At 41.1% G+C, this 22,539-nt stretch carries 14 protein-coding genes; 11 read left to right on the forward strand and 3 right to left on the reverse strand.

The features are described 5' to 3' along the window. Positions 1-186 precede the first annotated feature (186 nt). From RI561_RS12350 to cdaA, 10 genes are all read left to right on the forward strand, one after another. Positions 187-2,727 (forward strand): chitobiase/beta-hexosaminidase C-terminal domain-containing protein, encoded by a 2,541-nt coding sequence (locus RI561_RS12350; protein ID WP_395080553.1) that lies wholly within the window; start codon positions 187-189, stop codon positions 2,725-2,727. A 69-nt stretch (positions 2,728-2,796) separates the two neighbouring features. Then, positions 2,797-4,365 carry a hypothetical protein gene (locus RI561_RS12355; protein WP_395080554.1) on the forward strand — a complete coding sequence of 523 codons (1,569 nt, stop codon included), beginning with the start codon at positions 2,797-2,799 and terminating at the stop codon, positions 4,363-4,365. After that, positions 4,362-7,304, forward strand: coding sequence for a TonB-dependent receptor (locus RI561_RS12360; protein ID WP_395080555.1), 2,943 nt, complete (start codon positions 4,362-4,364; stop codon positions 7,302-7,304). The genes RI561_RS12355 and RI561_RS12360 overlap by 4 nt, the downstream gene beginning before the upstream one ends. 17 nt (positions 7,305-7,321) lie before the next feature. Continuing rightward, positions 7,322-8,344, forward strand: a complete 1,023-nt coding sequence (locus tag RI561_RS12365; protein WP_395080556.1) for a PorV/PorQ family protein — start codon at positions 7,322-7,324, stop codon at positions 8,342-8,344. 7 nt (positions 8,345-8,351) lie between these two features. Then, complete coding sequence (locus tag RI561_RS12370) at positions 8,352-9,626, forward strand: hypothetical protein (protein WP_395080557.1); 1,275 nt, start codon at positions 8,352-8,354, stop codon at positions 9,624-9,626. 124 nt (positions 9,627-9,750) lie between these two features. Further along, complete coding sequence (locus RI561_RS12375; protein ID WP_395080558.1) at positions 9,751-12,414, forward strand: TonB-dependent receptor; 2,664 nt, start codon at positions 9,751-9,753, stop codon at positions 12,412-12,414. 80 nt (positions 12,415-12,494) lie between these two features. Further along, complete coding sequence (locus tag RI561_RS12380) at positions 12,495-13,721, forward strand: ectonucleotide pyrophosphatase/phosphodiesterase (RefSeq protein ID WP_395080559.1); 1,227 nt, start codon at positions 12,495-12,497, stop codon at positions 13,719-13,721. A gap of 122 nt (positions 13,722-13,843) precedes the next feature. Further along, positions 13,844-14,179, forward strand: a complete 336-nt coding sequence (fdxA, locus tag RI561_RS12385; RefSeq protein WP_395080560.1) for a ferredoxin FdxA — start codon at positions 13,844-13,846, stop codon at positions 14,177-14,179. A 77-nt stretch (positions 14,180-14,256) separates the two neighbouring features. After that, positions 14,257-15,087, forward strand: a complete 831-nt coding sequence (gene folP / locus RI561_RS12390; RefSeq protein WP_395080561.1) for a dihydropteroate synthase — start codon at positions 14,257-14,259, stop codon at positions 15,085-15,087. 14 nt (positions 15,088-15,101) lie between these two features. Beyond that, the gene (gene cdaA, locus RI561_RS12395; RefSeq protein WP_395080562.1) at positions 15,102-15,917 is read left to right on the forward strand and encodes a diadenylate cyclase CdaA; all 816 of its coding nucleotides are present in this window, start codon (positions 15,102-15,104) and stop codon (positions 15,915-15,917) included. A gap of 212 nt (positions 15,918-16,129) precedes the next feature. Here the strand turns inward: cdaA and meaB are convergent, their stop codons facing one another. From meaB to RI561_RS12410, 3 genes are all read right to left on the reverse strand, one after another. After that, positions 16,130-17,131 (reverse strand): methylmalonyl Co-A mutase-associated GTPase MeaB, encoded by a 1,002-nt coding sequence (gene meaB / locus RI561_RS12400; protein WP_395080563.1) that lies wholly within the window; start codon positions 17,129-17,131, stop codon positions 16,130-16,132. Positions 17,132-17,503: 372 nt separating this feature from the next. Next, positions 17,504-19,648: a methylmalonyl-CoA mutase gene (gene scpA / locus RI561_RS12405; RefSeq protein WP_395080564.1), complete on the reverse strand. Its 2,145-nt coding sequence runs from the start codon at positions 19,646-19,648 to the stop codon at positions 17,504-17,506. Continuing rightward, positions 19,648-21,042: a methylmalonyl-CoA mutase subunit beta gene (locus RI561_RS12410; RefSeq protein ID WP_395080565.1), complete on the reverse strand. Its 1,395-nt coding sequence runs from the start codon at positions 21,040-21,042 to the stop codon at positions 19,648-19,650. Before RI561_RS12410 ends, scpA begins: the two co-directional genes overlap by 1 nt. Positions 21,043-21,208: 166 nt before the next feature. Between RI561_RS12410 and RI561_RS12415 the strand changes: the two genes are divergently transcribed. Next, entirely contained in the window at positions 21,209-22,372 is a 1,164-nt protein-coding gene (locus RI561_RS12415; protein ID WP_395080566.1) for an acyl-CoA dehydrogenase, read from the forward strand. The last annotated feature ends 167 nt before the right edge of the window (positions 22,373-22,539 follow it).

Consider the following 22,539-nt stretch of genomic DNA (forward strand, 5'->3'; position numbering starts at 1 on the left):
AGTGCCAATAATAGAATAATGCCGGGTGGCGAACATGCCTGGGATTTGCTCAGTGCATCCAATCAGAATTTAACGACCGGTTTGTACTTATATACCGTTTATAATAAAGATACCGGCGAAGTTCAGCGCGGTAAATTTGCCGTTATCAAATAATATTATTCCTACTAAATCTAAAACAAGGAAACCATGAAACACTTATACAAACTGATAGCTTTAGCAATTGTATTGGTATGGACGGTTGAGCCCTTAGTGGCCCAGCAAGAAGTTACCGTGCGAGATTTGAATACTTATGATGAGACTATAACCGATCAAAATGACTTGACAGGTCATCCGTTAGTTGGCGAAGAGGTGACTTTTGATGCCATAGTAGTGGCATATCCACGTAACTCAGGATTGGCTACTCCGGATGATGGAGACTCCGGTGGAGAACCTGGGCGAATTCACCTATTCGTAACGGATGTGAATGCCGCCGATATGGGTAGAGAAGGGATGTCTATGCAGCTCGTTGTTGAAGGTGCACAACAGAGAACGCTCGAAAGTTTAGACAGAGGTGATGTTATTGAAATAGTGGGTGAGCTTACTTTCTTTGGAGTTGAAAGTCAGTTTTCCGCTTCAGATGTAGTAAGACTGGGTAATGCCAATATTGATCCGCAATATGAGAACTTATTGCCTTTGTTAGATCCCATTGAGTTGAGTATTTCAGATTTAAACCAATCAGTTGATGGAAGAGAAAATACGTGGATTGAAGAGCAGTATTCAAAATATATTCACACGTATGTGAAGTTTACCGGAGCTGAAGTTAATAACCGACAAGCTGGACAGCCTGGAAATAGGCCATGGTTTATCCTTACCGATGGCAATGCAAGGATGATGAGCAGTGATATTTCTCTTAGATACAGAAATGATGCAAGAGCCCCAGATGTTCCAAACTTGTTGGATTGGGGGTATGGATTTTTAGTTGTTGAAGATGGAGGAGTAGCAGATACTGTCTTAAGTTTGGATTATAATTACAGGCGTTTTGAAGAGGATTTGGATGGAATATTTAACCCTCCGGCCCCGGGTTCTGTTGTAAATGCCTCAGGGTTTATTGTTTTAGATACCTTTGACCCGGATAATGTAGATGCCAGCACTACTGAACGATCGTTCAGAATTGTACCCTGGGAAGATGGAATTCGCTGGACTTCTGATGGTGTTATATGGAATGAAGATGAAACTGAAATACTGAATAGAACAACACAAGGTATCCCAAATGATTTAGTTGTTCAGGGATTCGCCCCTACCTTGGATCAACTTTCTATATCTCCTGAAGTTGTTACTTCCTCTGATCAGGCAACTATAAGTGTTGATGTTCTGAAGCCTGAAGCTGACTATACGGTAAAAAGTGTACAGTTATCTTATTCAGCGTATCCATATACCGCTGAAAGTGGTGACACAACAACCGTTGATATGACCGCAAATGGAGATACTTATACATTTACCTTTGATAGTTTCGACTCTTTTACAACCGTTGATTACACTATTAATGCAGTCACGGAAACGCCGGAAGGAGTAGAAACTTCTGCCTCTGAAAGCGGTAGCTTTACGATTGAAAGTACTACTCAAACAGCTCCGGTTACTTTTTCTCCGGACGCAAGTGAGAGTTATGTCAATTCCGTAACAGTTAGCTTGAGCTCTCCATCTGCTGATGCTACGATCTATTATACATTAGACGGAACCGACCCGGATGAAAGTTCTACCGAATACACACAAGCTTTAGAATTAACAGAGTCTGCGACTATTAGAGCTGTTGCTAAAAGTGCGGAATTAGAGATGAGTCCAGTTAATGAAAGAACGTATACGGTTGAGATACAAACGACGGAAACGTCTTCACTTGCAACTATCCGTGATGGAAATAATGATGAAAATTATACCTACACGGGAGAAGCTGTTGTTACATTTGCAACTTCAAACCGTAACCAAATTTTCTTGATGGATGATTCAGGAGGATTATTAATTGATGATAATCCAAATGTTATTGTATCTGAGTATTCTGCGGGTGATATCATGACGAACGTACGCGGTGACCTAGGCTCTTTTGGAGGTATTTCGCAGCTCCTGCCATCAGCTGACCCCGGTGCACCGACAAGTACATCTGAAATTGAATCACCGGTTGTAACACTTTCTGAGATTGATATTGATCAGCATCAATCCATGTTGGTTCGAATAAATGATGTGCAATTCCAGGAAACAGGAACTTTCGAATCCGGTGAAAATTATGATCTTACAGATTCATCACTTTCTGAAGGTGAAACCGTAGTATTCCGCACCCAATTCAGTGATGTCAACTACATTGGGCAAGATATTCCGGAGGGACCAATTAGTATAAAAGTACTTGTTGGAGCCTACTTTGGGACCAAACAGCTTTATGCCAGATTCGCAAGTGACTTTGAATTAGCTACTTCTAACGAAGTGGATGAATTACCTCAGGAATTTGCTTTGGAGCAAAACTATCCAAACCCATTCAACCCCACAACAGTTATTCGATACTCTGTAGCTGATGTAGCAAACGTGAAGCTGCAAGTATTTGACGTATTGGGTAGAAAAGTAGCCACCTTGGTAAATGAAGTTAAAACTCCGGGTGCCTATACTGTAAACTTCGATGCGGGTAACTTAAGCAGTGGAGCTTATTTCTATAGAATTGATGCCGGTGACTTCAGTACCATCAAAAAAATGATGTTGATCAAGTAACCGCATAAATACATATAAAACTAAGTGAGGAAAATGCTTCGGCATTTTCCTCACCTTTATTTACTTAACATGCTCAGACCTTTTGTTTTACTATTATTTCTGTTAAGCTTTATGTTGATTTCCTGCGACAGTGGGATACAAGGAAGCTTTTCTGATAATCAACCGCCTACTACTTCATTAACTGTAGAAGAAATTAACTTACCGGAAGGTGAGCGGTTATTGAGTCAGGTTAACATATCATGGTGGGGAGATGACCCTGATGGATATGTAGCAGGATATGAATTTTATATTGGTGATGTAACACAAGCCACAGCTGAGGATTGGAATTTCACCGAAAAAACGGATAGCACTTTTATTTTACCTATCCCGGAAGGTAATACCGATGCAGATGTGGAATTTACGGTAAGGGCAGTTGATAACGAGGAAGCAAGAGACCCGGAGCCTCCAAGCCTCACATTTCCGATACGAAATACAGCTCCGGTTATTCAATTTACTAACAATGAAACACCCCCTGATACTACCTACAGAATTGTAAGTTTTGGGTTCACTCCTTCAGATCCGGATGGTGATGCGAATTTAAATCGTGTAGAAATTGCCTTAAACGACACCACTTCGGCAGATAGCTGGAAAGAACTTAGCGTAGAGGCCAATTTTATCACTCTTAGAATAGACGACACTATTGATTCTCCCACGGCACAAATATTATTGGGTCGATCAGCATCTGAGTCGAGTATGATGTTTAATACCGTAAATGTTAATGGGGATAACGAGTTTCATGTACGAGCCATTGACAATGCAGGCGCCGTTAGTGACGTTAAAACGTATGAGTGGTATGTGAAAGAACAAACCTCTAACATCTTATTCTTAAATGACTACTTCGGTACGAATACCGATGAAAGAGGAAACTTCCACTTAAGCCTTCTTGAACAAGTAGGTATTTCAGAAGTAGATTATATGGATATTTCTGATGGGCAGGTATTAGGAGGAACAAGAGTTCCGCTCTCTTCTGCATTTCCTGATCGATCACTTGCAGATCCTACCATTAATATGATGCTTGCTGAATGGGATTATATTTATTGGATCTCCGACGACTTAGATCGAAACATCGGTTATGCTCTTGAGTTGACAGATGAATTTTTTGCCCAGGGCGGAAAAATGTTTATCAATATCCCAATAGAATATCTGTCGGACCGGAATTCACTGTTTCAGTTTTTACCATTCCGTGAAGTGGCCCAAGAGCCTTCTATGCCTCGCAGAAGTCCAACTTTCGAAATAAAGCGTTGTTCAGAGATTCAGTCATCAGATGAAATCTCACTGGATATAAATCTAAGATTAAACCGACCAATATTCCCGGCAAACCCGATTGTCCCTTTTAATGAATCTATAAGTTTATTTAGAGCTGATTTCGGTCTTATACTTCGAAACCCTACTACTAGAGGGGACTATGAAGGCATTGATTTGGTTTCAACAATGAATCCGGATCAGAGTATTGTGTATTTCGGTATTGACCTGAGCAATTTCACAAACGTAAATGATAATCCTTGTGAAGATCCTGATACGGACGAACCACTTCCTCCAAGTGATTTGGAAGGATTAATTGAATTTTTGACCATAGAAACATTGGGTTTTGAACAATGAGAATATTTAAAAAAACCTGCCTATTAGTATTTCTTCTGACTATTGCCGGCGCTTCGTCGCTGTTTGCACAAAACGAAACCGGCACGCTGGAAGGAACAATTACCGACAAAGATGACGGCGAAACGCTGATTGGGGTAAATGTCATTATAAGAGGAACCAGTTTTGGTACGGCCTCAAACTTAGATGGCGACTACACCATAAGAAATATTCGCCCCGGAGAGTACACCATCGAATTCAGGTATATTGGGTATGAACGGATCCTCATTACAGGAGTAAATATAGAAGGGGGCGAAACAACGGAATTAGATGTTGAAATGGGGGTTCAGGCTATTACATCTGATGAAGAAGTAACCGTAATTGGTGAAAAACCCATTTTCGATGTAGAACAATCATCGACATCTACAAGAGTAAGTCGTGAACAAATAGCTGCGGCCCCGGTTCAAAAAGTAGAAGATATTGTAGGAAATACAGCAGGAGTTATTAAAGATCCAACCGGGTTATATATTCGCGGAGGTAGGGCTAATGAAACCGGTTATGTTGTTGATGGTGTTTCTGCTCAGGATCCCCTTGCCGGCACAGGTTTTGGGTTAGATTTGGGCTCCAATGCCTACTCTAATGTAGAAGTAACCACCGGTGGAGTAGATGTGGAACATGGAAATCTTACTTCAGGGGTTGTAACGGTTCAAACAAGAGACGGCGGTGAGAATTATTCAGGAAGTTTTTCCCATAAACGAGATAATCCGGGCCGAATGACTGCAACACAGTCCAACTTTTTTACCGATAATTACGAATTGACTCTTGGCGGTCCACTACCCATTACCAAAGATTTACTGCCAGCCCTTGGATTAGATATTCCCGGCGAGATGTACTTTTTTATGACCGGACAGGTGAGTTTATCCAACGAGTTTACAAGAAACAGTGCCGATCAGGTTAAAACCTCATTAATAGATAATACTATGTGGTCTCCCCGGCAGGACAACCGCTGGAATGGGATGATGAAGCTGACGTATAAGATTAAGTCCGGTATGAGAATGGAAGCGGCTTATCAGCGCTCCATGTCTATCAACCAAAACACTCGGATGCTTCAAATTATCGGTGATAATGCACAGATACGTCCGGGATATCAGTTCTTCTTTGAACAGAATTTAGATAATGCCAATTCATATGCGCACGACAGCAGGTTGGCTTATATAAAATGGACGCACGCACTTTCAGGTAAAACGTTTTATGATGTGCAATTTAGTCGGTTGTTTACAAGGCTAAGGGCTGATGCCAACGGAAGAAATTGGAGACCTGAAGTTGTTGACGGAGAATTTGATGCTCAAAGTATTGTCGTATACCCAGTAACCCCATTCCCTGGTGGAGAAGATTTCAACTATGTACTCCCCGGTCCGGGTTTAGCTAACAATGGAGGCCTCGCATCACTTTGGCACGATCATTATGCCGAAGAATATACGCTGAGATCCAATTTCACCACCTTTTTTGCGGGTGAAACAAACCGATTGCGCTTAGGGTTAGAAATGAAGTTTATGGAATATCAGTGGATTGATATTACACGTCCTTGGGTGGGAGCTCCAATTCAGGTAGGTGAAAATGAATTTACGGAAACATCCAGATTAGGTGCGAGTTCAGATATCTGGAACGTGAGTCCGGCCCGTGGTGCACTTTATTTAAGTGATCAGATCCGCTATCAGGGATTGATTGCCAACCTTGGCCTCCGCTATGAATATTGGTTTCCCGGAGCATATGTCGATAACTTTGTGAATGATCCGCTTTCACCAATTCCGGATGCAGTAAGGGAAGATTATAAATCCAGCACCAATAAGTTATTTGGTAATCGTTTCAAAATGCGATTGTTGCCAAGGGTAAATGTGTCCTTCCCGGTAAGAGAAAATATGGTGATGTATTTTAACTACACCCATAAATCTAAGTTACCTCACCCCACATACCTTTATGCCGGATTGAATCCATTTTACCAAGATCGATCGTTTTTATCTGATTTAGGGAATCCAAATTTAGATCCTGAAGTAGATATTTCCTATGAGCTCGGTTTTCGATATCAGCTAAGTTCCAACGATGCTTTAAATATCAATGCGTTTTGGAGTGATAAGTATGACTTTATTACCGCAGAAAGAATCATCATTCCTGATGCAACAGGCAGAGATACAGAACGAACCTTCCGGGTAAATGGTGACTTTGCCAGGGTGAGAGGAGTAGAAGTGTCATACATCAAGAGGTACAGCCACTTTTTACAGGGTAATATTAGTGCTACCTACTCGCGAGCCGAAGGTCTAAGTTCTACCTCAAATGATGCCTTAGATGATATTATATCAGGTGGACAAGATATCGGTAATAACATCGAGACTCCGCTTGCGTGGGATCGTCCCTTTGATATAAAAGGAAGTGTAATTTTTGACTGGGACAGAGATAATGGGCTGTTTGGTATCGATGCGTTCAACAAATTCAGAGCATATCTCTCCGGAACCTTTAGAAGTGGTTTGCGATATACCCCAATGATTTATCGGGGGCAGGAACGTAATCCCGTAACAGGAGAAGAAAACTGGCGGCCTATCTACGAACGAGATCCCGACCCGAATGCACGATATTCCGAAATCGGTGAACCATGGCTGATGTTTGATTTCAACTTCCAGAAGTGGTTTGAAATTAACAACACACGAATAGTGGCAACACTTGAAGTAACGAATTTATTTAACAATCAGAATCCTGCAATCATTAACCCGGTTACAGGAAAAGCATATAAATCTGATTATCCAAGTGACCCTACCGTACTTCGTGGCAACTCAAATTACGATGTACCATCTAACGTTAGAGACCCGAGATACGAAGATCCACGAGATAATAATATTCCAGCCTATGCTAATCCTGCAAACTTCCTGCAGCAGCGACATATAATGTTTGGATTAGCTATTAATTTTTGATCATAATAATGATGCAGTTGAATAAAAATAAATGTAAGAGAAGCATAGGTAAAATCTTAGCCATTGGATTGTTTTTGATTTTACCGGTATCTGATGTAGCTATCGCTCAGGGTATATTTCCAAGTTTAGGAAGTTCCCGTTCAGGTACCTCCGGATTTCAGTTTTTAAAGATTAATGTAGATGCCCGCTCTGCAGCCATGGCGCAATCCAATGTTGCTGCCGCAAATGATGGATCGTCATTGTACTTCAACCCTGCGCTGGCAGTTCAGCTTGATAATTCTCAAATGTACGTAGGGCATACCGCATACATTGCTGATATCTCCCACAACTTTGTGAGTTATGTTCATAAAAAGAATCAAATAGCTTTTGGTGGTTCTCTCATGTATTTGGATTCCGGTGAGATGGAAGAAACCAACGAGTTTAATCCTTTTGGAACCGGGCGTACATTTAGAACCGTACACATGGCGGCTGGATTGTCGTTTTCACAACAGTTATCAAACTTGTTCAGCTATGGTGTTACTACTAAATATGTGGAAGAAAAAATTGAGGAAGTACAGCTCAGAACCGTGGTTTTTGATATTGGTTTTTACTACGAGGTAGGTTTAACGGGACTGAGATTTTCTGTCGGGCTAAATAACTTTGGATTAGACTCCAGCCCCAGCGGCGAAACAACACGACAAACACAGAACGGTCCCGTCACAGAAGATGAATTTGAAGACGTCTCACCTCCCTCCATGTTTTTAATAGGTGCGGCTTACGATGCCTACAGTAATGAAAACTGGGATGTGTTGGTTACCGGACAGTTGACGAATCCAAGTGACAATTCTGAACGTTTCAGCCTGGGAACAGAAGTAACCTACCTGGAGAAATTTATTCTGCGCACCGGCTATGAATTTGGAACAGATGAAGCCATTCTGCCAAGTGCAGGTGTCGGTTTTAAATTGCCGGTTTTTGAAAAAGATATTGCTATCGACTACGGTTTCACTACCCGAGACAGGCTCGGAAGTATTCACCGTATAGCACTAAAATTTAATTTGTGATTTTTTTATGAAAAGGACTCTATTAATAGCCATCGGTTTAATTTTAGCAACGGTTTTTGTTGCAAGCTGTGATCAGTTGTTAGGCAGCAAAGGAGACGAAACTACGGACGAAATTTTTGAAGAAGGGCGACAAGATCCAAATTTAGTAGTTGATGAAGTAGCTTATGCCGCATTGCTTCCATTTTGGGACGGTTTTGATAAACCAACGGATGTATATGTTGGGTATGATGAATTAGTGTATGTAACAGATGCAGAAGGTGTTCATGTATTAGATCGTGCCGGAAGGGTATATGATACCATTGAAATTGAAGGAGGAGCAACTTCTGTCACCCAAGATCGGCTGCTAAACCTCTATGTTACCGCTCGGTATGATACCGTAATCACAGCAGTAGATCCTGATATCACCTGGAATTTGCCTGCAGTGTATAAAATTAAAAATGCAAATGGAGCCGGGGCAGTTCAGTTTACTGACACTCTGATTCATCCATTTATGGACAACAGTAGAGCCAATACGAATACGCGACAATTCAGGTTAGATCGCTCAAGAACGGATAATGAGGAGCTTGTTGAACTTACAAGCGTTTCTGTTTTAGCGAATAATGACATATATGTATCCCGAAGAGGACCCCGAAATCGTACAGGAGAAGCCATTGCTCAAGATAATACGGTTCTTATTTATACCGAAGGCAATGATGGAAAAATGAGAAATACTTCACAAATTCGGGTATTGAACCCAAATAACCCATCTTTCTTAAGTGGAATTTCCATTACAGATATAACAACTTTAATAGGTCCTCCCCAAAGAGAAAACCTTTCCTCGGATCTTAGTTTTCTTATTACCCAGGGAAATCCTGAAAAGGATATTCCATTTCGAACGTTGTGGATTAATGCAGTAGAAACGATTGACGGGTTGGAATATAGACCCAATTCTTCTCTTCTGGCCAAAGATACAGCCCGCGCAGAGTCATTCCTATATGATGAGTATAAATTTAAAAAACCAACGGGAATCGCTTACTCTGCAGATGAAAGAGGCCATATCTTTGTGGTTGATGCTGGGACAGATAGCCTTTATATGTTTCAATCAAATGGTTTTGAAGGGATAAATCCCCCGGCTGGTTCAGTTGCAGAAAAAGCAATTAATGTTTCCTTTGGTGGAACCGGGAATGGTCCGCGCGAGTTTAACAATCCAAGTGGGGTAGCCTATTTTGATGAAATTGTATTTGTGGCAGATACCGATAATAATAGAATAGCCCGGTACAAGCTTACTACTGATTTTGAGTAATTGATATTCTATTAGTAGCAAAACCCGAGATATCAACTAAAAGGACTCAATTTATTAACAGTGCCTTAATCTGCTTTTCCTTATATTTTGGTCTATTTGAAACACTAAACCAAAAAAAGCACCCATGCTAAAATCTTTATATACAATTCTAATAATGTTGTGTATTTCTGGAGCAGTATTTGCCCAGTCTACCATCAAAGGTACAGTTACCGAAGCAAGTACAGGAGAACCTATTATAGGTGCAAATCTAATTTTGTTGGGAACTAGCCAAGGTAATGCAACAGATTTAAATGGTGATTATGTAATCAACAATGTAGAATCCGGAAATTATACTATCCGTGTTTCAAGTGTTGGTTTTGTAACTATCACAGAAGAAATTACCGTACGATCCGGTGATTTGGAACTGGATTTTGAGATGGAATTAACAAGTGCCTCCCTTACATCACTTGAGGTTTTTGCTTCCAGATCTGATCAAACGACTCCAGTAGCTTTTTCTGATGTTGATCAGGAAGCTATTCAAACTCAGCTTGGCTCACGTAACCTACCTGAGGTATTGAATATCACTCCATCAGTGTATTCAACTGGAGCAGGTGGCGGCTCCGGGGATGCTAGAATTAACGTTCGTGGATTTAGTCAGCGTAACGTTGCTGTTATGATCAACGGTGTGCCTGTTAATGATATGGAAAATGGTTGGGTATACTGGTCTAATTGGAGTGGTGTTGGTGATGCTGCTCGTTCTATTCAGGTTCAGAGAGGTATCTCAAATGTGAACCTTGCTGTTCCATCTGTAGGAGGAACGTTAAATATTATTACTGACCCAACTCAAAGTGAAGCCGGTGGTTCAGTCAAATTTGAAAACGGAAGTGGTGCTTTAAACAAAACCACCCTTCAATTGAATTCCGGTATGATCAATGACAAGTTTGCTTTTAGTGCTGTAGGTGTAAGGAAAACTGCAGAAGGAATAGTGGAAGGTACCTGGGCTGATGAGTGGGCTTATCACTTAGCAGCTTCTTACCAAATAAACGACGACAATAGATTAGATCTTTTCGCATTGGGTGCTCCACAGCGTCATGGCCAAAACCTATATGCCATGAATATTGCAACTTACGACAGAGATTACGCTCTAAGTTTGGATAGCTATGACCCTGCTGCCGCAGACATACATTGGGAGAAAGGGCGTTATTTCAACTCTAATGTATCTGGAGTAAGCACATCATACGATGGAAATCAATATGTAGGTGATGGATGGGTAAGCACTTCTATTCAAAATAGATACAGTAAAGACTTTTTGAATGAGCGTGAAAACTTTTTCCACAAGCCACAAGTTAATTTAAACTGGTATAGTGAATTAAGTGAAAAGCTAACACTTACTAATGTACTCTACTACAGTGGTGGACATGGTGGCGGTACAGGAACTCTCGGTGATATTGAGTATGACTATTCGCACAACCAAAGAATCGTTGACTGGGATGCTACAATCGCAGATAATGAAGCTAATGGTGAGGCTAATGGTATACTTAGAAATAGTAGAAACAACCAGTGGACCATTGGAGATATTCTAAAACTTTCTTACCAAGCCAGTGAAAACTTTGAAATTCAAGCCGGATTAGATTGGCGAACGGCTGAGATCGAGCACTACAGAGAAGTTCGAGATTTATTAGGTGGTCGTTACTATGTTGAAACTGGAAATGAACTAAACCCTAATTATAGAGCAGGTTTAGGTGACAAGGTTGCTTATAACTTTACCAATACAGTTGACTGGTATGGTGGGTATGTACAAGGTGAGTATAATACCGATGAGTACAGTGTTTATAGTACAGTAGGTATTTCATCAATTAAGTATTCTCACAAAAACTTCTTTCTTGCTGAAAATGGAAGTCCTCTTACCCGAGAAGCCGATAATATTGTTGGTTACCAAGCCAAGGCCGGTGGTTTATACAATTTGAATGACAATGTTGGTGTATATTTAAATGTTGGATACATCTCTAAAGTACCAATCTTTGATAACGTGATTAGTGATTTCAATGGTGCAGTGAACGAAAATCCTGAAAATGAAAAATTCTATTTCTACGAAGCAGGTGTTCGTTATCGTGACCCAAGCGGAAAGTTTGGACTGAATGCTAACTACTATCTCACCGATCGTCGAGACCGTTCATTTACTCGAGGAGTTCAACAAAACAATGGAGATGAGGGGCTCATCAATATTACGGGGCTTGACCAGATGCATTCCGGTGTTGAGCTTGAAACATCATACAAACCTGTTAACTGGGTCCGTTTGGATGTAGCAGGTTCTTACAATCTATGGGAATACCAGAATGACGTATCAGCGACATATTTAGCTGATCAAGGAGACCCAACTAGTGCTCAAGACGTGAATTTATATCTTGAAGGATTAAAGGTGGGTAATGCTCCTCAGGCTCAGCTTGCATATACTTTAGGAATGCAGCCTGCAAATAATCTTGATATTCAGTTGATAGGAACTTCATTCTATCGTCACTGGTCAGACTTTGATCCGATCAACAGAGATGACCCTAATGACAGGGCTCAAACATGGCAAGCCCCTAATTATACTGTTTTCAACATGCATGTAAATTATGCATTCGACAATATACTTGAAGGCACCACTTTCTTCCTGAATGTATTCAACTTGCTAGATGAAACTTATGTACAGGATGCTACAGATAACAGTAGATTTAATGGATTTGACCAAGATCATGACGCAGATGATGCTGAAGTATTCTTAGGTCTTCCAAGACGTTATAACTTTGGCGTTCGAGTAAACTTCTAAACAGATATCAAAGCAGTAAAAAGATAAATTTTTTAAAGCAGCCTGTTTAATACAGGCTGCTTTTTTTATTTTAGATAACTATGAAAAAACTACTTCTAATTCTCCTCATAAGTGTAACAGTCGCAGGCTGTACAAATCAAAAATCTCAGGATAACAGGGATAGCGATAAAGTTTTATTGGTATCATTCGATGGCTTCCGCTACGATTACCTGTCTAAAGCCAATACCCCAAATTTTGATAAACTGGTAGAAACCGGAGTTATTAGTGATGGCTTAATTCCTGTTTTTCCCTCCAAAACCTTTCCCAATTATTACGCAATGGCTACCGGACTTTATCCCGAGAATAATGGCTTTGTGGGGAACAATATGTATGATCCTGAAATGGATGCCAGGTTCTCAATAGGAAATCGTGACGCAGTTGAAAACCCAGATTGGTATGAAGGAGAACCCATCTGGAATACCGTTGAAAAAACCGGCAAGAAGGCCGGAACCATGTTTTGGGTAGGCTCAGAAGCACCCATTCAAAATATGAGACCAACACACTGGAAAGTGTATGACCAGTCTTTGGGAGATTCTGCAAGAATAGACACGGTACTAAAATGGATGACTTATGACAATCAAGATGAGGTAGATTTTGCCACCTTGTATTTTCATTTCGTGGATAGCGAGGGACATCGGCATGGACCTGATTCACCCGAAGTTATTGATGCCATAGAAAGAGCAGATGACTTAATTGGCTACCTGGTGCAAAGAATGCGGGAAGCTCAAATCCGGGATCAAACCAATATTTTGATAGTTTCTGATCATGGAATGACTGAAGTTTCCAGGGAGAGAATTGTAGTACTTGATGAAATGATCAACCCGGACGATCTTGAAGTTATAGCCTACAGTCCGGCATTAATGGCTAACGTAAAAGAAGGAAAGCTGGAGGAAGTATATAATACCCTCAAAGAAAACGAGGAGAACTTTAGAGTATATAGGAAAAAAGATATACCGGATCGTTATCATCTGAAAAATCATCACAGAATACCAGACCTTTTACTTGTAGCAGATCTTGGCTATATTATTAATTCCAGAGAATACTTTGATTCAAATCCTGACTATCCCTCCGGAGGAACGCATGGATTTGATAATCAAGAAAAAGAGATGCATGCTCTTTTTGTGGCAAATGGTACTGATTTTAAAAATGGTTTTAGAATGAAAGAATTCCAGAGTATTCATTTATATGAAATAATGACTCATCTTTTGGATATAGACCCGGCTGAAACCGACGGGAATATTGATAGTGTCTCTGTGATGTTAAAGTAAAAACAGGAACGATCAGCGAAAAATTATTCTTTCAAATGCTATAAAGATTGCATCTATCCTAAAGTGAGGGGATATTCCAATCGCTAATTTTTACCCCATATTTTTAATAACAAAATTCTAAAATGGCTTACGTTGTAACTGAACCTTGTATCCAATGTAAATATACTAATTGTGCTGCCGTATGCCCGGTTGATGCGTTTCGGGAAGGACCCAACTTCCTTACTATTGATCCATTAGAATGTATTGATTGTGACGCTTGTGTTTCCGAATGTCCTGTGGAGGCGATCTATCCGGATGATGAAGTTCCCGAAAAATGGGAAGATTATATTGAGTTAAATGAAAGATTAGCTGAATCTTGGGAAGATCGTATTATTAACGAAACACAAGACGCGTTGCCAGATGCAGATGATTGGGCTGCCAAAGAAGATAAGTTAGATGAACTTATTGAGTCTTGGTAGTAAACACGATCTCATATTTTATTCGATAAGCACATACCAGTAGTTTTGGACAGTAAATTTTAATCAACCTCTATTTATTGCCTGAAGATAAATTATTTAAACTTTCCGGAAACAGTCCTCAAATAATGGGGATCTTAAATGCTACGCCCGATTCTTTTAGTGATGGAGGACGATATCTTGATGTAAGCAGGGCAATGGACCGTATCTACATCATGATTAAAAACGGAGCCGATATTATTGATATTGGTGGGGAATCGACAAGGCCGGGTTCAGATCCTGTTTCTGTTCAGGAAGAATTAGACCGGGTAATGCCTATACTTGAAAAGGCGATACCGGTGTTCAAAAAGGTTGATTTTTCTATTGATACCTCAAAATATGAAGTTGCGAAAAAGGCGCTGGAAAGTGGGGTTAAAATTGTGAATGACGTCAGCGGCCTTCAGAAAGAACCGCGGCTTGCAGATTTATGCGGAGAGTTTGATGCGATTTATGTTTTGATGCATAGTCAGGGAGACCCAAAAACTATGCAGAAAAACCCACAATACAGCGATGTAGTCAAAGACGTTGTAACATTTTTTGAAAAGCAGCTAACCGAAGCAAAGAAGAGAGGTGCTCACAAGATTATATTGGATCCCGGCATCGGATTTGGTAAAACATTAGAACATAATCTTCGACTCATAGCTCATCTTGATAAATTCCGGAAATTTAGTTTACCTATATTAGTTGGAGCTTCCCGAAAATCTATGATAGGTCAAATACTTGACGGCCGACCTACAGACGATCGTGTAACCGGAACCATAGCACTCCATTATCATTCAATGATGAACGGGGCAAATATTTTACGGATACATGATGTGAAGGAAGCTTCCGATTCAATTCGTATATTCAAAGCAGTTCAATCACAATCTTAACAAACCCTGCGGCTTTGATTCCCATTGGTTTCCTCGAATTTGGTCTTAAAGATTTTGTCGAGACGCTAATAATTGCGTCCGTTTTGGTCTACCTATATCGTTGGGTGAGAGGAACTTTTGCCATTCAAGCGGCCTTGGGGATTCTTTTTGTGGTAATTATCAATGTGATTATTGGCATTCTTGGTTTTACGACCATCAACTCTATTTTAAGCCAAATTCTTGACGTTGGTATTATCGCTCTCATTATTTTATTTCAACCGGAAATCAGGAAGCTTTTGTACAGGCTTGGTACAAACACGAGTTTGGATCGTTTTTTCTCAACTTCAAATTCCGATAATACCATAGAAGAAGTAGTAGAGGCCGTGAAAGAAATGGCTAAAAATAAGATTGGGGCATTGATTGTATTTGCAAGGACTTCTTCACTGCAAGATTTGGTAGACGCAGGGGTAAATATTGATGCTGAAGTAAAAAGTGAATTATTGGTAACTATTTTTAAAAAAGAAACTCCACTTCATGATGGTGCTGTGGTAATTCGTGGAAATAGAATTGTTGCTGCCAGCTGCTATTTGCCTATTTCTCAAAACCCAAATATTTCAACCTCATTTGGAACTCGGCATCGGGCAGCAGTGGGGATTAGCGAATCAAATAATGTATTTGTGATTGTAGTTTCTGAAGAAACCGGTCGTATATCAATAGCGCGAAACGGTGCTCTTACCAGCGGACTTTCTACCCAAAAACTACGAGCCGAAATGGAAGAATCGTTTGGCAGTCAAAAATTCGATGAAGATATCGCCTTCAGTTCCGCTCAAGCTGATATGAATTTAAACTAACCTGAGTTCGATTAAAAGTTTCAAGAAGTCGTTATCCGTGTAGATGTTAGGTAAGGGACAAACACAACGAGAGCACAAGTGCAGGCGTCGTCCCTAAAGTCGGGATGCGGTGGTTGAATTGGCAAACAGGTTGGTCCAAGCGAGACGCTTGAACCAGATCGAGTTGTTACCAAATTACATAACATCTATAAACTTAAACGGTTCAACTATTTTTATTCAAAAAATAACTTCATAAGATCCCGGGCAGCTTTATAGGAAGACAATTCCCCATTTTGCACTTTTTGTCGATAGGCAATCATTTCATTCTTCAAGGTATCGTCCTGAAAAAAGGCACGATGTAATTCTTGATTGATGGCTTCATCAAGCCAGTAATTGGCCTGCTCTTTCCGTTTTTTTTCAAAAAAACCTTTGGTTTTAGTATGGCGAACAAACTCGTCTACAATCTCCCAAACTTCAGGAATGCCTTTATCATGAAAGGCTGAGCATGTGGTAACTTTTGGAATCCATCCAGACTCTGTGGGAGGGAAAAGGTGCAGGGCACTCTTATACTCACTTTTGGCTCGATTTGCCGCTGTTTCATTTCCGGAATCTGCTTTGTTGATGGCGATAGCATCAGCCATTTCCATGATGCCGCGTTTGATACCTTGTAATTCATCTCCGGCCCCGGCAAGCATTAACAGTAAAAAGAAATCGACCATGGAATGAACGGCGGTTTCGGATTGACCTACACCCACTGTTTCTATTAAAATTGTGTTGAATCCGGCTGCCTCGCAAAGGGTGATTGTTTCCCGAGTACTTCTCGCAACCCCGCCTAATGAGCCGGAAGTAGGGGTGGGACGGATATAAGCTTTTGGATTATTAGACAAAGTCTCCATTCGGGTTTTATCACCCAAAATACTTCCACGCGTTTTAGAGCTTGAGGGATCTACGGCAAGAACCGCGAGAGATCGGTTTTCATTCTTGATGATGTGATTTCCAAAAGCTTCAATAAATGTACTCTTGCCCACTCCCGGTACACCGGTTATACCAATCCGGATAGAATCCCCGGAGTGAGGAAGACAACCCTCTATAATATCTTGCGCCAAATCCTGATGTTCTGCTTTAGTGCTTTCAATAAGAGTAATGGCGCGACTAAGCAACATTCGGTCTCCGGAAAGAATCCCGTCAATAAATTCTTTTTTCGATGGAAGTTTATGGCTCATACCAATCCCCATTTTTTAACAAGAAATTTGAGTCTCACAGGTTGCTCAATTCTAAATAAAAGTCCTGTTAAGGACGGCCGAATGTAGCCAAGGACTTCAGTCCGTGGATGGAGAGAATTTATAACAAACATAAATCCCGTTAGGGATGGCCCAAACACCGTTTTAAACCAAGCAAAAAAAGTTGAAGCAAAAATGAATTGCCGTTGGGGCATCTCTAACGAGACTTGCTCTTCATGGCCTCTATTCCCCACGGGATGAATCCCGCGGGTACCATCTGACATCCCTACGGGATTATGTGTTTTCCCCAAATAGTAACAACTACATAAAAATGACTCGCTACGACGCTCTGCGTCGTAGCGGAAAAAGGATGAGCGTAAAACAGTATTAATCCAATCCATTAGAATAATTTTCTATCAGCTGATCTAAAATTTGCTTAGCTGCACGAGGGATCAACGTTCCGGGGCCAAAGACCGCAGTTACTCCGGCATCATACAAAAACTGATAATCCTGTTGAGGTATAACCCCTCCTGCAACAACCATGATATCATCACGCCCATGTTTTTTCAGTTCTTCAATTACTTTAGGGACCAAAGATTTATGTCCTCCGGCAAGGCTGGAGACTCCCAAAATATGCACATCGTTTTCGACAGCTTGTCGGGCAGCTTCTTCAGGTGTTTGAAAAAGCGGACCGATATCAACATCAAAACCAAGATCAGCGAAACTGGTAGAGATAACTTTAGCTCCACGATCATGTCCATCTTGCCCCATTTTGGCTACCATAATTCGTGGCCGCCGCCCATCAAGTTCGGCAAAATCATCAGCTCGTTGTAGAGCTGCTTTAAAATGATCGTCATCTTTTAATTCGGAAGAATACACACCTGAAATAGATTTTATGGTTGCTTTATAACGCCCGAACGCTTCTTCCATGGCATCGGAGATTTCACCTAAAGTAGCTCGTTCACGGGCGGCATCAACAGCTAAAGCTAATAAATTTCCATCTCCTGATTCTGCACAATTAGTAAGAGCTTTGAGACAAGATTTTACTTTGTCATCATCACGATCCGCTTTCATTTTATTGATGCGCTCAATCTGTGATTTCCGCACTTTCTCATTATCTACTTCCAGCACATCAATTTCAGACTTCTCGTCCGTTTGATATTTGTTAATTCCAACGATGGTGTCTTTACCGGAATCGATGCGTGCTTGTTTGCGGGCAGCGGCTTCTTCTATCCGCATCTTGGGAAGCCCGGTTTCGATAGCTTTCGACATCCCGCCAAGTTCTTCCACTTCACCAATTAGTGACCAAGCCCGGCGTGCTATTTTATCCGTGAGATATTCTACATAATAGGAGCCGGCCCAGGGATCAACCGCTTTAGTGATACCTGTTTCTTCCTGCAGAAAAATTTGTGTATTCCGTGCAATCCGGGCTGAGAAATCAGTTGGCAGTGCAATTGCTTCATCCAGTGCATTGGTGTGGAGAGATTGTGTATGTCCCAACGCAGCAGCCATTGCTTCGATGGTAGTACGAGCCACGTTGTTGAAAGGATCCTGTTCAGTCAGGCTCCACCCTGAAGTTTGAGAATGCGTTCTCAGGGAAAGGGATTTTGGATTTTTTGGGTTGAAGGATTTCACGATTTTTGCCCACAGCAAACGCGCGGCTCTCATTTTGGCGATTTCCATAAAATGGTTCATGCCAATGGCCCAGAAAAAGGAAATTCGCGGCGCAAACTCGTCCACATCCATTCCGGCCTCAATACCTGTACGAAGGTATTCGAGCCCGTCAGCGAGGGTATAAGCCAGCTCAATATCACATGTAGCCCCGGCTTCCTGCATATGATAGCCACTTACAGAAATAGAATTAAAACGGGGCATATTTTGAGAAGTGTATTCAAAAATATCGCCAATGATTTTCATCGAAGGCTCAGGTGGATAGATATAGGTATTTCGCACCATGAATTCCTTTAGGATATCATTCTGAATGGTGCCGGAAAGTTGTTCAGGCTTTACACCCTGTTCTTCTGCAGCGATGATGTAAAAGGCCATAACGGGAATTACAGCCCCATTCATAGTCATGGAAACCGACATCTTATCCAGTGGGATTTGGTCGAATAGAATTTTCATGTCTTCCACGGAATCGATGGCCACGCCGGCCTTGCCCACATCACCGGATACACGTGGGTGATCAGAGTCATACCCACGATGCGTAGCTAAATCAAAAGCGACCGAAAGACCTTTTTGCCCCGCTTTCAGGTTTCGACGATAGAAAGCATTGGATTCCTCAGCGGTGGAAAATCCGGCATATTGACGAATAGTCCACGGACGAACGGCATACATGGTGGAATACGGCCCGCGCAAATAAGGCGGAATACCCGCTGCATAATCCAAGTGCTCCAGTTTCTCAATATCCTCTTCAGTGAATTGAGGCTTTATATCTATTTTCTCGGATGTTTCCCACGTCTTATTTTTATCACTGGAAGTGGAGCTGAGTTCGCTTAGGTCTAAATCGATATTTGAAAAATCCTTCTTCATTATGCGTCTCCTTTTCGAAGTTCAACTTCCATATTAAGCGGCTCAATTTTCTTAATCTCTGTAGTCTCACCTTCTAATTTCACCGAGGAAAAATTTGGAATTTGAAATTTGGAATTTGAAATTTTTTCTTCAGGCTGATATTTATTCACTCCAACCAAAGTTTCCTTCTTTTCTTTATACGCCTCGATTTTACGATTGCGCGACTCCTGAATTTCATCTTGAATAAAACCCGATTTCAGGCACTCATAAAAACCACCTTTCTCTTCAATACTCTGAAACAGTGCCCAGCTTTTTTTGGCGATTTTATCTGTCAAAGTCTCAATGTAATAAGAGCCGGCTCCGGGGTCAGCGACTTTATCAAAATAAGCTTCCTCCTGAAGTATAAGTTGTACGTTGCGGGAAATACGGTTGGAGAATTCGGAGGGTTCTGAAAAGTGCTGATCGAAGGGAAAAACCGTTAATGCATCAGTTCCGCCCAATATGGCCGACATAGCCTCAGTGGTGGCCCGCAGCATATTGTTATGAGCATCGTTTTGGGCTTTATTCCAAAGAGCTGTTTCAGTATGAATTGAAAAGTCAGTGGCTTTTGATTCATAGGATTCAAGTACCTGATTCCACATCAACCTGAAAGCCCGTAGTTTTGCAATTTCCGGGAAATAGTTGTTGGTCACCGCAAAGTTGAAATTAAAAGTTACATCTTTCCCCAAGATTCCCAGGAGTTCATTCCCGGCTGACAGTGCAAAAGCAGTTTGCTGAATGATGCTCGCTCCGGCATTTCCGTATCCGCTCAGGTCAATATGTAAAGTGAATGGTAAACCGGAAATGTTCTGCTCAATCATTTCCCTGTCAAGCAATTCTCCGGAAAATGAGCCTTTTGAAAAAGGATCTCTTGTTACAGAAAGATTCAGATCGTCCGGGGCAAGATTCCTGGAATCGATTAACTTGGTTAATCCATTTAGCAGCTGATTTGATAAGCTAAGAGAATTGCTAAGTTTCACACAGATAATCTCAAGTTGAATATCTTTAAAAAGCTGCTCGACATCAGCGTGAGACGTTATGGCATCACTGTCCCCGTAAAAATAAAGTCCCGAAGCTCCATTTTGAAGCGCATTCAATGCGGTTTTATTTGCTGAGTCGACGTCCTTCACTAAAATCGGCTGCAGGATAGTCCATCCGGTAGAAGCTCGAACAGGTTTTGGAGAACGAGAGAGTTCCTCAAGGTGCTCTCGTCGATAAAAAGGGAGGACTTCAAGCTCGTTTTCCGGGTTCCAGCTAAGGGTTTCTTTATAGTCTTTGCCTTTCAGATCTTTCTCGATAACGGCTTCCCATTCATCGGTAGAAATCGGTGGGAACTCGTCGAAACTAAGCTCGTTTTTGAAATTCAGTGTATCCAAAACGGTATCCTGTCATTTGATAATTCTCGTTTTCATTTCAAAATAAAGAGGTACAAACATCTTTACTAACTGAGTTTAAAAAATACCGTTTTAATTAGTAAAAAAGCGCTTACAATTTGTATATTCAGTTCCATTTTATTTAAAACTAACTCACTTACTTTTTTAGATGGAACAAACGGATCAATTTATCCCCCCTTTAACACAGCTTACCGAAGATGAACAAATGTTAAAAGAGGCGGCTGCTGATTTTGCTGAAGCTTCTATTAAACCTTTGGTTGAGGAGATGGATGAAAATGCAAAGCTCAATCCTGGTCTTATCAAAGAATTTTTTGAAATGGGATTGATGGGGATTGATATTCCCGAGAAGTATTCCGGTGGTGGTGGAACTTTTATGATGTCCATTGTAGCTATAGAGCAAATTTCTCGTGTGGATGCATCTGCCGGTGTTTTTATGGATGTGCAGAATACTTTAGTGAACAATGCTTTTGTAAATTTTGCCTCCGACCATTTGAAAGAAAAATATTTGCCGCAATTGGCGACGGAGAAAGTTGGAGCCTATTGTTTATCTGAGGCCGGTTCGGGAAGTGATGCTTTTGCGTTGAAAGCCACAGCCAAAGAAGACGGTGACCATTTTGTGTTAAACGGAGCAAAATTGTGGATTACCAATGCCAATGAAGCAGATATTTTTTTGGTGATGGCTACTGTTGATCCTGACGCCGGATATAAAGGAATTACGGCCTTTGTGGTTGAACGCGGTATGGAAGGTTTCTCTATTGCCAAGAAAGAAAATAAACTGGGAATTCGGGCAAGCTCAACCTGTGAAATTCTATTGGAAGATGTGCGCGTTCCCAAAGAAAATGTAGTTGGTGAAGTTGGAAAAGGATATAAAGTTGCTATTGAAACGCTGAATGAAGGCCGGGTAGGTATTGGAGCCCAGATGATTGGCATTGCCCAGGGGGCATTTGATGCAGCGTTGGCATATGTTCAAGAGCGTAAGCAATTTGGGAAGGCTATATCAGATTTCCAGGGAGTTCAATTTCAATTGGCTCGAATGGCCACAGATATTGAAACCGCACGATTGTTGGTATATAATGCAGCACGGAAGAAAATGGCAGGACAGAATTTTTTGAAAGAAGCAGCCATGGCAAAATTTCATTCATCTGATGTTGCGGAAAGTGTAAGCTCACAGGCCATCGACTTGTTTGGTGGGTATGGTTATGTGAAAGAATATCCCGTAGAGAAATATTACCGTGATTCTAAGATCGGTAAAATCTACGAGGGTACAACGAACATGCAGCTCAGCACTATTGCTAAGTTGCTACTTCGATGAGTGAGTGAGAAAAAGGGGGCTTCGGCCCCCTTTTTATTTTAAGATAGTTTCGATTTTAGCTGCCAAAGTCTTCATTTCATAACACTACTTATAGTTTTATTTGACTGATAGCACATTCAGTTTTTATGTAGAGGAAATTTCTGTTCAGAAACTACTATTATATTATG

Source organism: Gracilimonas sp., assembly GCF_031581265.1.
Taxonomy (GTDB): domain Bacteria; phylum Bacteroidota; class Rhodothermia; order Balneolales; family Balneolaceae; genus Gracilimonas.